Annotated in this window: 18 protein-coding genes; 15 read left to right on the forward strand and 3 right to left on the reverse strand. The window is 65.7% G+C overall.

Annotation, left to right across the window (positions count from 1 at the left end; all coding sequences use genetic code 11):
* Nucleotides 1-42: 42 nt before the first annotated feature.
* The 4 genes from HDG32_RS35980 (at nt 43) to HDG32_RS12075 (ending at nt 2,101) form a co-directional block, all read left to right on the forward strand.
* Nucleotides 43-177, forward strand: a complete 135-nt coding sequence (locus HDG32_RS35980; RefSeq protein WP_018419308.1) for a cytochrome oxidase small assembly protein — start codon at nt 43-45, stop codon at nt 175-177.
* 42 nt (nt 178-219) lie between these two features.
* Entirely contained in the window at nt 220-858 is a 639-nt protein-coding gene (locus HDG32_RS12065; protein ID WP_184066987.1) for a cytochrome c oxidase assembly protein, read from the forward strand.
* 50 nt (nt 859-908) lie between these two features.
* Entirely contained in the window at nt 909-1,118 is a 210-nt protein-coding gene (locus HDG32_RS12070; RefSeq protein WP_018419310.1) for a DUF2970 domain-containing protein, read from the forward strand.
* Between the two features lie 125 nt (nt 1,119-1,243).
* The gene (locus HDG32_RS12075; RefSeq protein WP_018419311.1) at nt 1,244-2,101 is read left to right on the forward strand and encodes a cytochrome c oxidase subunit 3; all 858 of its coding nucleotides are present in this window, start codon (nt 1,244-1,246) and stop codon (nt 2,099-2,101) included.
* 159 nt (nt 2,102-2,260) lie between these two features.
* On the opposite strand, the gene HDG32_RS12080 is transcribed toward HDG32_RS12075, so the two are convergent.
* Nucleotides 2,261-2,470 carry a twin transmembrane helix small protein gene (locus HDG32_RS12080; protein ID WP_008921867.1) on the reverse strand — a complete coding sequence of 70 codons (210 nt, stop codon included), beginning with the start codon at nt 2,468-2,470 and terminating at the stop codon, nt 2,261-2,263.
* A 111-nt stretch (nt 2,471-2,581) separates the two neighbouring features.
* Here HDG32_RS12080 and HDG32_RS12085 point away from each other — a divergent pair, with 111 nt between their 5' ends.
* The 5 genes from HDG32_RS12085 to HDG32_RS12105 are packed head-to-tail and all read left to right on the forward strand — an operon-like array spanning nt 2,582 to nt 6,689.
* Nucleotides 2,582-3,298, forward strand: a complete 717-nt coding sequence (locus HDG32_RS12085; RefSeq protein WP_184066989.1) for an SURF1 family protein — start codon at nt 2,582-2,584, stop codon at nt 3,296-3,298.
* Between the two features lie 51 nt (nt 3,299-3,349).
* Nucleotides 3,350-4,024, forward strand: coding sequence for a cytochrome C oxidase subunit I (locus HDG32_RS12090; RefSeq protein ID WP_184066991.1), 675 nt, complete (start codon nt 3,350-3,352; stop codon nt 4,022-4,024).
* Nucleotides 4,025-4,046: 22 nt separating this feature from the next.
* Nucleotides 4,047-5,156 (forward strand): heme A synthase, encoded by a 1,110-nt coding sequence (locus HDG32_RS12095; protein ID WP_184066993.1) that lies wholly within the window; start codon nt 4,047-4,049, stop codon nt 5,154-5,156.
* Nucleotides 5,157-5,161: 5 nt separating this feature from the next.
* Nucleotides 5,162-6,067: a heme o synthase gene (gene cyoE / locus HDG32_RS12100; protein WP_184066996.1), complete on the forward strand. Its 906-nt coding sequence runs from the start codon at nt 5,162-5,164 to the stop codon at nt 6,065-6,067.
* Nucleotides 6,068-6,071: 4 nt separating this feature from the next.
* On the forward strand, nt 6,072-6,689 hold the full coding sequence (locus HDG32_RS12105; protein ID WP_184066999.1) for an SCO family protein: 618 nt from the start codon (nt 6,072-6,074) through the stop codon (nt 6,687-6,689).
* Nucleotides 6,690-6,764: 75 nt separating this feature from the next.
* Here the strand turns inward: HDG32_RS12105 and HDG32_RS12110 are convergent, their stop codons facing one another.
* Nucleotides 6,765-7,055: a YciI family protein gene (locus HDG32_RS12110; protein WP_018419317.1), complete on the reverse strand. Its 291-nt coding sequence runs from the start codon at nt 7,053-7,055 to the stop codon at nt 6,765-6,767.
* Nucleotides 7,056-7,325: 270 nt separating this feature from the next.
* Here HDG32_RS12110 and HDG32_RS12115 point away from each other — a divergent pair, with 270 nt between their 5' ends.
* Nucleotides 7,326-8,138: a MetQ/NlpA family ABC transporter substrate-binding protein gene (locus tag HDG32_RS12115; RefSeq protein ID WP_184067003.1), complete on the forward strand. Its 813-nt coding sequence runs from the start codon at nt 7,326-7,328 to the stop codon at nt 8,136-8,138.
* A 77-nt stretch (nt 8,139-8,215) separates the two neighbouring features.
* Here HDG32_RS12115 and HDG32_RS12120 read toward each other — a convergent pair whose 3' ends face one another.
* The gene (locus HDG32_RS12120; RefSeq protein WP_184067006.1) at nt 8,216-9,142 is read right to left on the reverse strand and encodes a bifunctional helix-turn-helix transcriptional regulator/GNAT family N-acetyltransferase; all 927 of its coding nucleotides are present in this window, start codon (nt 9,140-9,142) and stop codon (nt 8,216-8,218) included.
* A 366-nt stretch (nt 9,143-9,508) separates the two neighbouring features.
* Here HDG32_RS12120 and HDG32_RS12125 point away from each other — a divergent pair, with 366 nt between their 5' ends.
* The 5 genes from HDG32_RS12125 to nagE all read left to right on the forward strand — a co-directional run bounded on the left by HDG32_RS12125 (nt 9,509) and on the right by nagE (nt 16,986).
* Nucleotides 9,509-10,243 carry a GntR family transcriptional regulator gene (locus HDG32_RS12125; RefSeq protein ID WP_184067009.1) on the forward strand — a complete coding sequence of 245 codons (735 nt, stop codon included), beginning with the start codon at nt 9,509-9,511 and terminating at the stop codon, nt 10,241-10,243.
* Nucleotides 10,244-10,317: 74 nt separating this feature from the next.
* Nucleotides 10,318-11,421, forward strand: coding sequence for an N-acetylglucosamine-6-phosphate deacetylase (gene nagA, locus HDG32_RS12130; RefSeq protein WP_090802908.1), 1,104 nt, complete (start codon nt 10,318-10,320; stop codon nt 11,419-11,421).
* A complete protein-coding gene (locus HDG32_RS12135) occupies nt 11,405-12,421 on the forward strand; it encodes an SIS domain-containing protein (RefSeq protein ID WP_090802910.1) in 1,017 nt (338 codons plus the stop codon). Before nagA ends, HDG32_RS12135 begins: the two co-directional genes overlap by 17 nt.
* Before the next feature lie 38 nt (nt 12,422-12,459).
* Complete coding sequence (ptsP, locus tag HDG32_RS12140) at nt 12,460-15,039, forward strand: phosphoenolpyruvate--protein phosphotransferase (protein WP_184067439.1); 2,580 nt, start codon at nt 12,460-12,462, stop codon at nt 15,037-15,039.
* Nucleotides 15,040-15,171: 132 nt separating this feature from the next.
* Complete coding sequence (gene nagE / locus HDG32_RS12145) at nt 15,172-16,986, forward strand: N-acetylglucosamine-specific PTS transporter subunit IIBC (RefSeq protein ID WP_184067011.1); 1,815 nt, start codon at nt 15,172-15,174, stop codon at nt 16,984-16,986.
* Nucleotides 16,987-17,093: the final 107 nt, after the last annotated feature.

The raw sequence follows: 17,093 nt of genomic DNA on the forward strand, positions 1-17,093 counted from the left end.
CGGCGGCCTCGCCAGTCAAGAACCGTACTCAGAAAGTCGAGCATGACGCGCAATCCACAGGAAAGACGTACGCCGGAGCAGATTCGCGCGGGCAACAGGCGGATAGGGTTGGTGATGTTCGCGATCGCCGCGGTGTTTTTCGCGAGCGCGATTCTGAAGCAGTGCTGGTTCAGCTAACGCCGCCTTCGCAGTCTGTTTGCAGGTTTGTTGAGGATTCAGATGTCGACGCAACCGCCGGCCGAGGCCGATCGCTCTTTCAACCGTTCGATGCTGATCAAGCTGTTCGTCGTCGCGTTGATGATGTTCGGTTTCGGTTTCGCGCTGGTGCCGATGTATCGCGCGATCTGCCAGATCACCGGCGTGAACAACCTCGTGCAGCGCGACGTTTCAGCGCGCGAGGCGAAGAATACGCAGGTCGACATGAGCCGCACGATTTCGATCGAATTCGATGCGAACGCGCGGGGCCTGTTGGGTTTCAAGCCGGAGCAGCGCAGTCTCGACGTGCATCCGGGCGAAGTAACGACGGTCATGTACGACGTCAGCAACGAGCAGTCGCGCACGATCCGTGCGCAGGCCATTCCGAGCTACGCGCCGAAGCAGGCGACCGAGTACTTCAGGAAGATCGAGTGTTTCTGCTTCACGCAGCAGACGTTGAACGCGAACGAGACGAAGCGGATGCCGGTGGTGTTCGTCGTCGACCCGAAGTTGCCGAAGGACGTGAAGACGATCACGCTGTCGTACACGTTTTTCGAGTTGAACACGCCGGCGGCGGCTAGCGCGGATGATGCGGCGCCGAAGGTGAATGCAGTGAACGATGCAGTGACCAGCGCGGCAGCCACTTCCGCAAAGCCGGCCTGAAGCAGATTTGACGGCGCGAGCCGCGGACGAACGAAGGAAAACGAAGCGACATGAACGATAACGGCGGCAGTCCGCGCAAGAGCAGTTTCGGTCAATCGATGCGCGCGGTGTTCTGGTCGTTTTTCGGCGTGCGCAAGCGCCGCGATCTCGAGGCGGACGCGACGCAACTGAACCCGCTGCATGTGATCGTGGCGGCGCTGATCGGCGCGGCGGTTCTGATCGGGGTGCTGATTCTGGTCGTGCGCCTCGTGGTCGGTTGAGGCGGTAGCAGGGCGCAGCAGCAGAGAAGAGCCCACGAATTCGAGAGAAGCGGTGCGGTTTCGACGCGCCGCCGAAGATACAGCCGGAGATTCCGGAACAACTGGACTGAAGTGGAGAATCAAGAATGAGCGGTCAAAACGAGAGCCCGTACTATTTCGTACCGCATCCGTCGCGGCATCCGATCAGCGCCGCTACGGGGTTGCTGGTCATGCTCGGATCGCTTGCGGCCTGGATCAACGACCATACCTGGGCGCCGCTTGGCGTGCTCATCGGTCTGCTGTGGCTGCTCTTTACGCTGTGGCATTGGTTCGGCGATGCGATCGCCGAGTCGGAAGGCGGCATGTACGGCAAGAACGTCGACCGGTCGTACCGCTGGAGCATGAGCTGGTTCATATTCTCCGAAGTGATGTTCTTCGGCGCATTCTTCGGCGCGCTGTTCTATGCCCGCGAAATCGCGCTGCATCAACTCGGCAGCCTCGACTACAAACTGATCTGGCCGGATTTCACGGCGGTGTGGCCGAACAACGGCCCGGCCGAACTCGTGGGCACCTACAAGTCGATGCAGCCGTGGCCGGTGCCGACCATCAACACGGCGCTGCTGCTGTCGTCGGGTGCGACGCTGACGGTGTCGCACCACGCGCTGCGCGACAACCATCGCAAGAAGGCGATGGCGTGGCTCGCGGCGACCCTCGTGCTGGGCGTGAGCTTCCTGTTCCTGCAAGGCTTCGAATACTTCCACGCATACAACGAGCTGAACCTCACGCTGGCTTCGGGCATCTACGGTTCGACGTTCTTCCTGCTGACCGGCTTCCACGGCTTTCACGTGTTCCTCGGCGGCACGATGCTCGCCGTCGTGTTGGTGCGCCTGATCCGCGGCCACTTCACGCCGGAACATCACTTCGCGTTCGAAGGCGCGGCCTGGTACTGGCACTTCGTCGACGTCGTGTGGCTCGGTCTGTACGTCGTCGTGTACTGGCTGTAATGCGGCCAGATCCGTGCGCGCAATGCCGTTCAGGCGGCGCGCACGAGCAGTATGCAAGGATGAATGCAGCGCCGCCCTCGACCTCTCAGGGCGGCGTTTTGTTTGGCGGCGAGGAAAATTTGCCGCTGAAGGGATGCGGCGGTGACCTATCCGCGAGCGTCAGCGCCCGTACGGAATCCCGGTCGACTGAATCCAGCCCATCCAGTGTGCGAACAGGATGAACAGGAACAGCGAGATCGACAGGCCCACCCGCGTGGCGAGTGACCAGACCATCCGCTTGGTCTTGCCTTTGTCGTGCATCATGAAATACAGCGCCGACACCATGCTGGCGATGATGAGAGCAAAGGCGATGGGAACGATAATGTGCATGGAACCAACTGAAACCGGAAAGCGCAGTGGCAAGACATTCATTATCGCACCGCGAGCGGGCGTCTGCCGCAGGTTCCCGGCGGCCCTGAGCGCGATGCCGGAGCGCCCGCAATGAAGTTTCGCCTGATTCCCGCGCTGCTGATCCTGCTGGTCGTCGTCGTGACGATGCGGCTCGGTTTCTGGCAGCGCGATCGCGCGCATCAGAAGGAAGCGCTCGAGGCGCGCATCACGCAGTTCGAGAACGCGCCCGCGTTGCCGGTCAGCGCGACGCCGCTCGCGCTGAAGGACATCGAGTTTCATCGCGTGAAAGCGCGCGGCAGTTTCGTCACGGACAAGGTCGTGTACCTCGATAATCGTCCGTATAACGATCAGCCGGGCTTTTACGTCGTGATGCCTTTTAAACTCGCCGACGGCGGTTACGTGCTCGTCAATCGCGGCTGGCTGCCGCGCAACCTGAGCAATCGCGAGACCATCGCGCCGTACACGACGCCGCCGGGCGAGGTCGAGATCGAAGGGATTGCGCGTGCCGACGCGTCGCGCGCGTTCGAGCTCGGCGAGGGTGGATCGGTCGCGCATCACCTGATCCGGCAGAATCTCGACGTCGGCTCGTACGCCGCGGAGACCGGGCTGCCGCTGCAATCGTTCGTGATCCAGCAGACCGGCGATGCCGGCGACGGCCTGGTGCGCGACTGGCCCGCACCGACCACCGGCGTCGAGCGCAACTACGGCTACATGCTGCAGTGGTGGGGCATGGCCGCCGCCGCGCTCGCCTTCGGTCTGTATGCGGCGCGCCGCGCGGGCAAAAAAGAGCACGTGCCGGGCGCGTGAGGAACGCAAGGCACGGCTCGCCGCCGTCCAAACATTGAAAGAGGTTCTGTAGTGTCGACTCAAACTCCCCGTTCGCCGGAAGCTGGCAAATCCAGCGGCAAACCCGCCGCGGCCAAAGCGATGCCCGGCCAACCGAACGGCCCGGGCTCGTGGCGGCGCGGCCGCTGGGTGCTGCTGCTGCTCGCGGTGATCTGCGCGGCGCCGATCGCGATCTCGTACTTCATGTACTTCGTCGTGAAGCCGACCGGCGGCAGCACGAACTACGGCGCGCTGATCGAGCCGCAACGGCCGATCCCGGACTCGCTCATGGTCACCGGCGCGGACGGCAAGCCGCTGAAGCTCGCCTCGCTGCATGGCCGCTGGCTCATGATCTCGGTGGACAACAGCGCGTGCGACCAAGCCTGCGTGACGAAGCTCTACTTCATGCGACAAATCCGCGCAGCTCAGGGCCCGGAACGCGAGCGCGTCATGGAAGTGTGGCTGCGCACCGATGCAGACAAGGTCGCGGACGTGATACAAACCGCCTACCCCAACACCGACATGCTGATCGCCGATCCGGCGCAGGTCGCCGCGTGGCTGCCCGCCGACACCGGCACGCGGATCACCGACCACATCTACCTGGTCGATCCGAACGGCAATCTGATGATGCGTTTTCCGAAAGACGCGAACCCGAGCAAGATCAAAGGCGACCTGACCAAGCTGCTCAAATGGTCGACCATCGGCTGACGCCGCAACCTGGGTAAATGAGATGTTCGTATTGCAACTGGGCCTGATCGGCTTGTGTATCGCGTTGCTGCCGTTGTCCTACGTGTGGGTCAAGGCCGACGACAACAAATTCCGCAAGCTGGTCTGGCTCACCACCTTCCTGACGCTCGATCTCGTGATGTTCGGCGGCTTCACGCGCCTCACCGATTCGGGCCTCGGCTGCCCGGATTGGCCCGGCTGCTACGGCACGTCGTCGCCGTTCATCGCGCACGCGGCGATCTCCGCGGCCTATCAGGCGATGCCGAGCGGCCCCGTCAGCATGACGAAGGCGTGGATCGAAATGATCCATCGCTACTTCGCGATGGCGATCGGCGTGCTGATCATCGCGCAGACGATCATTGCCTGGACGGCGCGTATCAAGCGTCGTCCGCTGCATGTGTCGCCGTGGTGGCCGACTTCGCTGCTGCTGCTGATCGTCGTGCAGGGCGTGTTCGGCGCGTGGACCGTGACCATGAGGCTGCAGCCGATCATCGTGACCACGCATCTGCTGCTCGGCCTGGCGCTGCTCGGCACGCTCGGCTGGCTCGCGGCGCGCCTGACGCCGCTGCCGGCCTACGAGCCCGAGGCCGCGCGCTGGCGCGTGGCCGCGCTCGCGGGTCTCGCGCTGCTGGTACTGCAAATTGCGCTCGGTGGCTGGGTCAGCACGAACTACGCGGTGCTCGCGTGCACCGACTTCCCGACCTGCAACGGCCAATGGATTCCGCCGATGGACTTCGCGCACGGCTTCCACCTGTGGCGCGCGCTTGGCATGACCGGCGACGGCGACGTGATCACGCAGGATGCGCTGGTCGCGATTCACTGGACGCATCGCACGTTCGCGTTCGCTGTGATCGCCTATCTGGTGTGGTTCGCGTTGAAGATGCGCCGCTTCGAGTCACTGCGGCGACCCGCCAACGGCGTGCTGCTGGTGGTGCTGATCCAGTTCGTCACCGGCTTGTCGAACATCGTGCTGCAATGGCCGTTACCGATTGCGGTCGCCCATAACGGCGGGGCCGCGATCCTGCTGCTGCTGCTCGTTATGTTAAACTTTCGGGTCGCTTATAGCCGTCCCGGCCGCGCCGCGCTCCCTGCGCGCGAAGCCGCGCCAGCGTGACTCACATGGACAGCACAACACTCTCCCGAACGCCCGGCAGCCGGGTCTCCCAATATCTCGCACTGACCAAGCCGCGTGTTACGCAGCTTGCGGTGTTCTGCGCGGTCATCGGCATGTTCCTGTCGACGCCGGGCATGGTGCCATGGACCGTACTGATCGGCGGCACGGTCGGCATCTGGCTGCTGGCCGGCGCCGCGTTCGCGATCAACTGCCTCGTCGAGCAGCAGATCGACGCCAAAATGCGCCGCACGTCGTGGCGTCCGTCCGCGCGCGGCGAAATCACCACCCCGCAGATCCTGCTGTTCTCGGCCGTGCTCGGCGGCCTCGGCATGTGGACGCTGTACACGTTCGCCAATGCGCTGACCATGTGGCTCACGCTCGCCACGTTCGTCGGTTATGCGGTCATCTATACGCTGCTGCTGAAGCCAGTCACGCCGCAGAACATCGTGATCGGCGGCGCGTCGGGCGCGATGCCGCCCGCGCTCGGCTGGGCCGCGGTAACGGGCCACGTGCCCGGCGACGCGTGGATCCTCGTGCTGATCATCTTCGTGTGGACACCGCCGCATTTCTGGTCGCTCGCGCTGTATCGCCGCAAGGACTACGAAAACGCCGGCCTGCCGATGCTGCCGAACACGCACGGCGAAAAGTACACGCGCCTGCATATCCTTCTCTACACGGTCATCCTGTTCGCGGTCACGCTGATGCCGTTCATCTCCGGCATGAGCGGCGTCGTGTATCTCGCGTCGGCGGTGCTGCTCGGTGCCGTGTTTCTCGCTTATGCGTGGAAGATCTACCGGGAGTACTCGGACGAGCTCGCGCGCAAAACCTTCCGTTATTCGATCGTCTATCTGTCGCTGCTGTTCGCCGCGCTGCTGATCGACCACTACTCGCGCGTCGTGATAGGCGCGTAACACCATGCTCAACAATCGCTTTGCGCGCATCGCGCGCGCCGCTGTGATGGCTTGCGCGCTCGGCGGCACATTGCTGATGACGGGTTGCGGCAAGCAGCCGCCGGCTTTTACGAATCTCGACATCACCGGCAATACGCAATTCGCCGGCGATTTCTCGTTGCCCGACACGTCCGGCAAGATCCGCACGCTTGCCGACTACAAAGGCAAGGTCGTCGTGCTGTTCTTCGGCTATACGCATTGCCCGGACGTCTGCCCGACGACGATGGCCGAGCTGTCACAGGCGTTGCAGCAACTCGGTCCGGAGGACGCGAAGCGCGTGCAGGTGCTGTTCGTCACCGTCGACCCCGAGCGCGATACGCCGCAGTTGCTCGCGCAATACGTGCCGGCGTTCAATCCGAGCTTCGTGGGCTTGCGTCCCGCCAGCGAAGAACAGCTCGCGAAGGTCGCGAAAGACTTCCGCGTGTACTACGCGAAGGTCCCGGGCAAGACACCCGACAGCTACACGATGGACCACACGGCCGCGAGCTATGTGTTCGACACGGACGGCAAGCTGCGTCTGTTCGCGCGCGATGGCCAAGGCGCGACACCATGGGTCCATGACATCAAGCTGCTGCTTGATTGACGCGCATCGCAGGCGGCTTTTTAAAGCGGCGCCGCTCACGCCTCCCCGCATCCCTCCCCTCTTCGCAACTCGCGCTCAGACCGGAATCGGCAAATTCAGCCCCGGCGCGAGACGCGTCGTCTTGAACTCCGTCACCTCGTAGCGCGCGAGCTGTTGCAGGGCGAACGGATCGCTCGCGAGAATGCGATCCAGCCTGTCGCGCTCGATACGAACCGCGAGGATGATGCCGCCGTCGCGCGGCACTTTCGGCCCGGCCGCGACGAAGATGCCCGCGTCGAACTGCTCGGCGAGAAACGCGCGATGCGCGTCGAGCGCGTCGTCGATACGATCAAGCGGGGCGGTGTAGATCAGGTTGATCACGTACATGGTCGTTCTCAAGGGCGGGTGAGTGGGCCGTGCGCGGCTACGGCTCTGGATTATCGGTCAGCCGCGGGTTTTGCGTTGCGCTGGCCATTGCGCTTGTGCTCCGCATAACCATATGCGGTAAGGGTATTTCCCAACTTGCCGCCCATATGAAACAATTTTGGGCTTGGCCGACGGCGCGCCAGCACGAACCGGAGCGCCGCCCATTTCATCCGACTCCGACATCGATCGGAGTCATCGACTCAAACGTCGAACCGCAACAGCGAGAATCACATGCAGCGCAGAAATATCCTCAAAGCCCTCACCGCAGTCGTCGCCGGGGCGGCGATCCTGACCAGCTTCGGCGCGCACGCCGACGACAAGGTCATCAAGGTCGGCACGATCGGCGGCTCGGACGCGCAGATCTGGGAAGTCGTCACCAGGGTCGCGAAGCGCGAAGGCCTGAACGTGAAGGTCGTCGAGTTCAACGACTACATTCAGCCGAACGCCGCGCTCGACGCGGGCGACCTCGACGCCAACAGCTTCCAGCACCAGCCGTACCTCGATAGCCAGATCAAGCAGCGCGGCTACAAGCTCGTCAACGCGGGCCTCACGTACATCTCGCCGCTCGGCGCGTACTCGAAGAAGCTGAAGTCGTTGAAGGACCTGCCGCAGGGCGCGAAGGTCGCGGTGCCGAACGATCCGTCGAACGAAAATCGCGCACTGCTGTTGCTGCAGGCGCAAGGGCTGATCAAGCTGAAGGCCGGCGCGGCCACGGGCGGCAACAACGCGACGCCGCTCGATGTCGTCGACAATCCGAAGAAGATCAGGTTCGTCGAGCTCGACGCCGCGCAACTGCCGCGTTCGCTCGCCGACGTCGACGCCGCCGTCATCAATACGAACTTCGCGCTGGCCGCCGGCCTGCAGCCGACCAAGGACGCGATCGCGCTCGAAGACATCCACAGCCCGTACGCGAACCTGATCGCCGTGCGCGCGAAGGACAAGGATCAGCCATGGGTGAAGAAGCTGGTCGCGGCATATCAGTCGGAAGACGTGCGCCAGTCCATCAAGACGCAGTTCAAGGGTTCGATGGTGCCGTCGTTCTAAGCGACGCGTTCAGCGCGATCGCAAGCGCAGCCGCATGGCATCAGGAAAGGCACGCGCCGTACAGGCGCGTGCTTTTTTTATAGTTCCAGCTCCCATCTTTCGATCGTCAGATCCTGGCCGAAGCGGCGCTGCGCCGCGCTGCCGGCCAACTCGAACCCAGCGCGCTCGCAAAGCCGCCGTGGCTCCGCCAATGCGCTCGCGGTGGTCAGCGTGAGCTTCGTGTAGCCCGCGCGCCGCGCGAAGCGCACGCATTCGCTGAGCAACTGCGCGCCGATGCCGAGCTTCCGCACGTCCGGTTCGACCCACAGCAGGCGCACGCCCGCGACCGTCGTCGAGACCCCGACGAGGCAAACCGAGCCGACCACCAGACCCTCCTGTTCGGCGATCCAGCACTTCTCGCGCAGCGGATCGTTGCGCTGCGCGTACTCGGCGACGACGCGCGCGAGCAAGCCCTCGAACGTGTGATCCCAGCCGTACTGCGCGGCGAACCACTGCGCCTGACGATGCACGAGCCAGCCACATTCGCCGGCGCGCGGCTGACGCAGCACCACGAGCTCGTGCTTCGGCTTGTCGCCGAGCAGGCGCTCGATCAGCTTCATCGCGCCGATCAACTGCTCCTGCGATAGCGCGCTGAGTCTGTCGAGCAGGCCGAGTGCTTCATGGATGGCGGCGGCGTCGAGCGGCGCGTAGATCGCGTGGCCGTGCTCGGTGAGCGCGATCAGCGACTGGCGTGCGTCGGTGTCGGACGGACGGCGCGTGATCAGCTCGCGTCGCTCGAAACTGGTCAGCAGGCGGCTCAGATAGCCGCTATCGAGCCCGAGCGCGCGCCCGAGCACCGACGCGGTCTGCGCGCGGGCGCGCGATAGCTCGTGCAGCACGCGCACTTCCGTCAGCGAGAACTCGCTTCGAGCCAGATGCTCGTGCAGGGCACCGATGCATTGGGTATAGAAGCGATTGAAATGGCGGACGGCCTGAGCGCGCCGCAGCGCCTCGGAATCTGTCAAGGGCGGCTCCCCGGGACTTTTTATGGTCGGTACAGCGCACTATATCGGCACGACCCTTATTTACAAAGCCACTCCACCGCCGCGAGACACCAACTGGTATTAAATAGGTATTGATTATTTGGGCTGTTGATACCACCAGGAGCCGATAACGACTCGCTGGTATCGTCAAATGCGTGCGATGCGGGAAAGTCCCTGGTCTGCAAATCGCTCCGACGGAGCCCTTGAATCCCGCTGTGATCCCCACTCAGCAAGGCTTTCCGGCGATCCGGACCGGCATGGAACCAGTCCGTTGACTGGTATTATGTTGGTTATATAATGGGCTCTCAATTTTCCGGGCTGTACTGCTCACGGCGTCCTTGGAGCCCCATGGAAACTCGCTGGTCCGCATTGATGCCTGACGTGCGCAACGTCACGCCGCTCTACCTGCAGCTCGCGCGCAACCTGGCGACGGCGATCCATTGCGGCGTCTGGTCGGCCGGCGAGGCGCTGCCTTCCGAGCGTACGCTGTCCGACGCGATCGGCGTGTCGCGCGTCACCGCGCGCAAGGCGATCGAACTGCTGGTCGAGCAGGGGCTGATCCGGCGCTCGCGCGGCGCGGGCAGCTTCATCACGCCGCGCGTCGAAGATCCGCTGTCGCGTCTCACCGGCTTCACGAAGAAGATGCAGCAGCGCGGTTTCCGGCCCGATTCGGTCTGGCTCGAACGCGACGTGCGCGCCGCCAATCGCGACGAGCTGCTGCGCCTCGGCTTGTCACCCGGCGCGGCCGTCACGAGCCTGCGGCGGCTGCGGCGCGCGGACGGCATCGTGATGGCGGTCGAACATTCGGCGCTGCCGGTCGCGATCGTGCCTGATCCGCTCGTGATCGGCGACTCGCTGTACAGCTATCTCGAGCAGCGCGGCGCGGCGGTCGTGCGCGCGTTGCAGCACTTCCGCGCGGTCAACGCGTCGAGCGAAATCGCCGCGCTGATGGACATCGAACCACGCACCGCGCTGCTGGTCATCACCCGGATCGGCTACAGCGCGGATCAACGCGCGATCGAGCTGACCGACACCTATTGCCGCGACGACTACTACGACTTCGTCGCCGAATTGCGCACCTGAGCTGCGCGGCCCTCGCAGGCCGCAAGTCCGGCGGACGCCATTTGCCGCATACGTATCACGCACCAGAGAGACTCATGCTGACCGGAAACATACTCACCACCGAAGGGTGGATCCACGGCACGCTCGAATACGAAAACGGCCGCATCACGACACTGTCAGGCGAGCGCGTCGATCCGACGACGAACGACGCACCGTACATCCTGCCCGGCTTCATCGATCTGCACGTGCATGGCGGCGGCGGCGCCGACGTGATGGAAGCTGGCGACGCGATCGAAACGATCACCCGCACGCATGCGCGCTACGGCACCACGAGCCTGCTCGCAACGACCATGACCGCGCCGCGCGACGAGCTGATGAACGTCGTCGCCGGGCTCGGCAACGTCACGCGGGTGCGCACGCCGGGTTGCGCGCGCGTGCTCGGCGTGCATCTGGAAGGACCGTACATCAACCCCGGCAAGCTCGGCGCGCAGCCCGACGCGGCGGTATCGGCGGTGTTGGACGAGGTGCTCAGGTATCTGTCGATCGCGCCGATCCGCGTCGTCACGCTGGCGCCCGAGATCGCCGGCCACATGGAGATCATCTCCGAGATGGCGGCGCGCGGCGTACGCGTGCAGCTCGGCCATTCGCTCGGCACCTACGACGACGCGGTCGCCGCGCTCAAGCACGGCGCGTGCGGCTTCACGCATCTGTTCAACGCGATGTCGCCGCTGCATCACCGCAACCCTGGCCTCGTCGGCGCTGCGCTTGCGCACGCCGAATACGCCGAAATCATTCCCGACCTGCTGCACGTGCATCCGGGGGCGATCCGCACCGCGCTGCGCGCGATTCCGCGCCTGTATGTGGTGACGGACAGCACGTCTGCTACCGGCATGCCCGACGGCGAATACCGCCTCGGCAGCCAGCACGTAACCAAGTGCCTCGGCGGCGTACGTCTGGCCGACGGCACGCTCGCGGGCAGCACGCTGACGATGGATCAGGCGCTGCGCAATCTCGTCTCGATCGGCCTGCCCATCGCCGATGTATCCCACCGTTTGTCACGCTACGCCGCCGACTATCTCGGCATCGAGGACCGCGGCCGCATCGCGCGCGGTGCGTGGGCCGACGTGGTCGTATTCGACCGCGAGCTGGCGCTGAGCGCGACCTACGTCGAAGGAGAAGCCATTGTCGAATATGCTTAAGGAAGCGCTCGCGTCCGCCGCAACAGTAGCCGAGCAGCTCAAGGACACCTCGCGCGTCGCGGCGCTCGCCGCGAAGCTCGCGCAGCAGCCGCGCCATGTCGCGCTGACCGTCGCGCGCGGCAGCTCGGACCATGCCGCCAGCTACTTTGCATCCCTGACGATGAGCCGCCTCGGCGTGCCGGTCGCGTCGCTGCCGATGTCGGTCGCGACGCTGCAGCAGGCGCCGCTGCAGGTGCGCGACCAGCTTGCGCTCGCGTTTTCGCAATCGGGCAAGAGCCCCGACCTCGTCGGCACGATGAACGCGTTGCGCGCGGCCGGCGCATTGACGGTCGCCGCCGTGAACGCACCGAGCTCGCCGCTCGCCGACGCGTGCGAATGGCATCTGCCGCTCGTAGCCGGTCCCGAGCTGAGCGTCGCGGCGACCAAGAGCTATATCGCCATGCTGTCGATCTCCGCGCAGCTGGTTGCGCATTGGCAGAACGACGCCGAGTTGCTCGATGGACTGAACACGCTGCCCGACGCGCTGGAACGCGCGGGCCGGCTCGACTGGTCGATGGCCGTGAACGAGTTGCGCGGTATCGAACGGATGATCGTGATTGGCCGCGGTCTTGGCCTCGCGATCGCGCAGGAAGCCGCGCTGAAGCTGAAGGAAACTTCCGGCATCCAGGCCGAAGCGTTTTCGAGCGCGGAAGTGCGTCATGGTCCGATGGAGCTGATCGACCGCGACTATCCGCTGCTCGTGTTCGCGCCGCGTGGCCCGGAGCAGGCGGGTCTGCTGCAACTCGCGCACGACATGAGCGCGCGCGGCGCGCGCGTGCTGCTCGCGGCGCCCGATGACGTCGCGCAAGCCTCGCTGCCGCTCGTCGCCACCGCACACGCGGCGCTCGATCCGATCGCCGCCATCCTGTCCTTTTACGTGATGGCCGCGGATCTTGCCGCCGCGCGCGGGCGCAATCCCGACGCGCCTCGCCATCTCAACAAAGTCACCGAAACTCACTGACGAGAATGACGATGCGACGTGTCGAGAAGTCCAACCTGATGAGCCATTCCGAGAATCACATTGTTTTGCTTGCACCGCTGACCGGCCCGGTCGTGCCGCTCGCGAAGGTGCCGGACCCGGTGTTTTCGGGCGGCATGTTCGGCGACGGCATCGGCGTCGATCCGCTCGAGGGTCGGCTCGTCGCGCCATGCGACGGCGTCGTCACGCATCTCGCGCGCACCGGCCACGCGGTAACGCTCGAGAGCGCCGAGGGCGCGCAGATTCTGCTGCATATCGGTATCGACACCGTCGGACTGAACGGCAAGGGTTTTGCGCCGATGGTCGAGCAGGGCGCGCCGGTGCGCGCCGGTGACGTGCTGATCGAGTTCGATCTGGACCAGATCGCGCTGAATGCGCCGAGCCTCGTCTCGGTGATCGCGATTGCGAATTCGGATGCGTTCGAGGTCATCGAGCGGGCGCCGAACGGGCATGTCAAGGCCGGCGAAACGACGCTGCTGGTACTGCGCGCGCGCGAGGGCGTCAGCCAAGACGCGGTGCGCGAGGCGAGCGCCGCGTACGTGACGGACGAAGCACGCCGGCAGATCACGCTGACGCACGCGGGCGGCCTGCATGCGCGGCCCGCGGCGCGGGCGCGCGAAGCGGCGCGCGGCTTCGACGCACGGGTCGAGGTGCGCTACGACGGGCGCAAGGCGTCGATCGAAAGCGTGGTGGGTCTGCTTGGACTCGGTGCCGGCGAAGGCGCAAGCGTCGAGTTGCTCGGCGTCGGTCCGCACGCGCAGGCGGCGGTCGATGCAATCGCTGACGAACTGACGCGCGAAGCGCACGGCGAGGTCGAACCGAAGCGCGAACAGAAAGCGGCGCGGCCAGCGGCCGCACCGGCGGCAGTCGTTGCGGCGCCCGCCGCGGGCGAGCCGCTCGCGCCGAACACGCTCGCGGGCGTGTGCGCGGCACCGGGCATCGCGCTCGGCAAGCTGGTGCGCTGGGACGACGCGGATCTCGAGCCGCCGGAGCAGGCGAGCGGCACGTCGGCGGCGGAAAGCCGTCTGCTCGACAAGGCGATCGCGACCGTCGACGCCGATCTCGACACGATCGTGCGCGATGCGTCGCAACGCGGCTCGGTCGGCGAGGCGGGGATTTTCGCGGTGCATCGCGTGCTGCTCGAAGATCCGACACTGCTCGACGCTGCGCGCGATCTGATCAGCTTCGGCAAGAGCGCCGGTTTTGCGTGGCGCGAAGCGATCCGCGCGCAAGCAGGCATCCTGAGTAATGTGGAGGACGCACTGCTCGCCGAGCGGGCCGCCGATCTGCGCGACATCGAAAAGCGCGTGCAGCGCGCGCTCGGCTACACGGGCAGCGCGGCTCGCACGCTGCCGGACGAGGCGGTGCTCGCGGCCGACGAATTCACGCCGTCGGATCTGTCGTCGCTCGATCGCACGCGCGTGACCGCGCTCGTGATGGCACGCGGCGGCGCGACCTCGCACGCGGCGATTCTCGCGCGTCAGGCGGGCATTCCGGCGCTGGTCGCGCTCGGCGACGCGTTGCATGCGATACCCGAGGGCACTCAGGTGGTGGTGAACGCGAGCACCGGCCGGCTCGAATTCGCGCCGACCGAACTCGACGTCGAACGCGCGCGACGCGAACGCAGCCGCCTCGCCGACGTGCGCGAAGCGAATCGCCGCACGTCGCAGCAGGCAGCGGCGACCTCCGACGGCCGCGCGATCGAAGTGGCCGCCAACATCGCCACACTCGACGACGCGAACGCCGCGGTCGACAACGGCGCGGACGCGGTCGGCCTGCTGCGCACCGAGCTGCTGTTCATCCACCGCCCGGCCGCGCCGAGCGCGGACGAGCATCGCCACAGCTATCAGGCGATCGTCGATGCGTTGCGCGGCCGCGCCGCGATCATCCGCACGCTCGACGTCGGCGCGGACAAGGAAGTCGATTATCTGACGCTGCCGCCCGAGCCGAACCCCGCGCTCGGCCTGCGCGGCGTGCGCCTCGCGCAGGTGCGCCCCGATCTGCTTGACGACCAGCTGCGTGGCCTGCTCGCGGTGCGTCCGGTCGGCGCCGTGCGCATCCTGCTGCCGATGGTCACCGATGCGGGCGAACTGATCCGCATCCGCAAGCGTATCGACGAGCTTGCACGCGAAGCGGGTAGAACGGAGCCGGTCGAAGTTGGCGTGATGATCGAAGTGCCGTCGGCTGCATTGCTCGCCGATCAGCTCGCGCAGCACGCCGATTTCCTGTCGATCGGCACCAACGACCTGACCCAATACACGCTCGCGATGGACCGCTGCCAGCCCGATCTGGCGGCGCAGGCGGACGGCCTGCATCCGGCGGTGCTGCGCCTGATCGCGGCGACCGTCGAAGGTGCCGCGAAGCACGGCAAATGGGTCGGCGTGTGCGGCGCGCTCGCCGGCGACCCGCTCGCGATGCCGCTGCTGGTGGGCCTCGGTGTGACCGAGCTGTCGGTCGATCCGGTCTCCGTGCCGGGCATCAAGGCACGCGTGCGCACGCTCGACTATCAGCTGTGTCGCCAGCGCGCCCGCGATGCGCTAGCGCTCGACTCGGCGCAGGCGGTCAGAGCCGCAAGCCGCGCCACGTGGCCCCTCGATTGAAACACTAACGAATTTGAGAACCCGCACGCCGTGCGCCCGGCAGCACGTCTGCCTTCACGCGCGGCGCGAGTCTCCGTATAGCTGCACCACTCAACCAAGACCTACCCCTACGAGACAAAATTGGAGATACCGATGGATGGAAGTCCGTTTCTGAAGATTCAGCGCCTGGGACGCGCGCTGATGCTGCCGATCGCGGTGCTACCGGTGGCCGGCCTGTTGCTGCGGCTCGGCCAGCCCGACGTGTTCAACATCAAGATGATCGCCGATGCGGGCGGCGCGATCTTCGACAACCTGCCGCTCCTGTTCGCGATCGGCGTGGCGGTCGGCTTCGCGAAAGACAACAACGGCGTCGCGGGTCTGGCTGGCGCGATCGGCTATCTGGTGCAGATCGCGGTGATGAAGGACATCAACGACAAGCTCAACATGGGCGTGCTGTCGGGGATCATCGCGGGCATCGTCGCGGGGCTGCTGTACAACCGCTACAAGGACATCAAGCTGCCCGACTACCTGGCGTTCTTCGGCGGCAAACGCTTCGTGCCGATCGTGACAGGGGTGGTCTGCGTGGTGCTAGGCATCGTATTCGGGCATGTGTGGGAGCCGGTGCAGAACGCGATCGACGTGGCCGGCCACTGGCTCACGACCGCCGGCGCGCTCGGCGCCTTCGTGTTCGGCGTGCTGAACCGGCTGCTGCTCGTCACGGGCCTGCATCACATCCTCAACTCGCTGACGTGGTTCGTGTTCGGCTCCTTCACGCCGGCGGGCGGTGCGCCCGTCACGGGCGACCTGCACCGCTTCTTCGCTGGCGATCCGACCGCGGGCACCTTCATGACCGGCTTCTTCCCGGTGATGATGTTCGGCCTGCCGGCCGCATGTCTCGCGATGTATCACGAGGCGCCGAAAGAGCGTCGCGCGATGGTGTTCGGCCTGCTGTTCTCGATGGCGCTCACGTCGTTTCTGACCGGTGTGACCGAGCCGATCGAGTTCAGCTTCATGTTCCTCGCGCCGGTGCTGTATGCGATCCACGCGCTGCTGACGGGGCTGTCGCTCGCGATCTGCTCGGCGCTCGGGATTCACCTCGGCTTCACGTTCTCGGCGGGCTTCATCGACTACGTGCTGAACTTCGGTCTGTCGACGAAGGGCTGGTGGGCGATTCCGCTCGGCATCGTGTACTCGGTCGTGTACTACGGTCTGTTCCGCTTCTTCATCCGTAAGTTCAACATGGCGACGCCGGGCCGTGAGCCCGCCGCTGCCGACGAGCAGGTCGAGTCGTTCGCGGCGGGCGGTTTCGTCGCGCCGGCGGCTGGTGCGGCCGTGCCGCGTGCGCAGCGCTATATCGCGGCGCTCGGTGGCGCGGCGAATCTGTCGGTCGTGGATGCGTGCACGACGCGTCTGCGTCTGTCTGTCGTCGATACGGACAAGGTCTCCGAAAGCGAACTGAAGTCGATCGGTGCGCGCGGTGTGCTCAAGCGCGGCACGAACAACGTGCAGGTGATCATCGGACCGGAGGCGGACATCATCGCCGATGAGATGCGTACGGCGATCGCGCAGGGTCAGGGCGACGCGGTGAAGGTGGCGGGTGCTGCTGTATCGGCGCCGGCTGCTGCCGCAGCGGCTACCGCTGCCGCGCCGGTCGCGCGAAACGCTGGGCACGCCGATGACGCGCAAGGCGGTCCGCTCGATCCCGATCCGCTGCGCTGGCTCGCCGTGCTCGGCGGCGCGGGCAACGTGGTATCGCTCGATGCGGTGGCGGCGACGCGTCTGCGGGTAGTCGTGCGCGATCCGTCGGCGGTCGATCGTCAGCGCCTCGCGACGCTCGATACCGCGTGGGTGTCGACCGACACGTTCCATATCGTCGTCGGCGAGGCCGCGCAGCGCTATGCGCAGAAGCTGGCCGAGCGCCTGTCGTCGCAAGGCGACAGCGCGGGCGCGGCGCCGGTGCCGGCGTGATCGGTTGATGGCTGTCGAGCGCTGTTGAGTTGCACGGCGATCGCAGCACGCCAATAAAAAAGCGGCACCTGGTCCCAAGGTGCCGCTTTCGCGTTGACGACCAGAGC

The sequence above is a fragment of the Paraburkholderia sp. CI2 genome (assembly GCF_014201055.1).
In the GTDB taxonomy this organism is placed as follows: domain Bacteria; phylum Pseudomonadota; class Gammaproteobacteria; order Burkholderiales; family Burkholderiaceae; genus Paraburkholderia; species Paraburkholderia tuberum.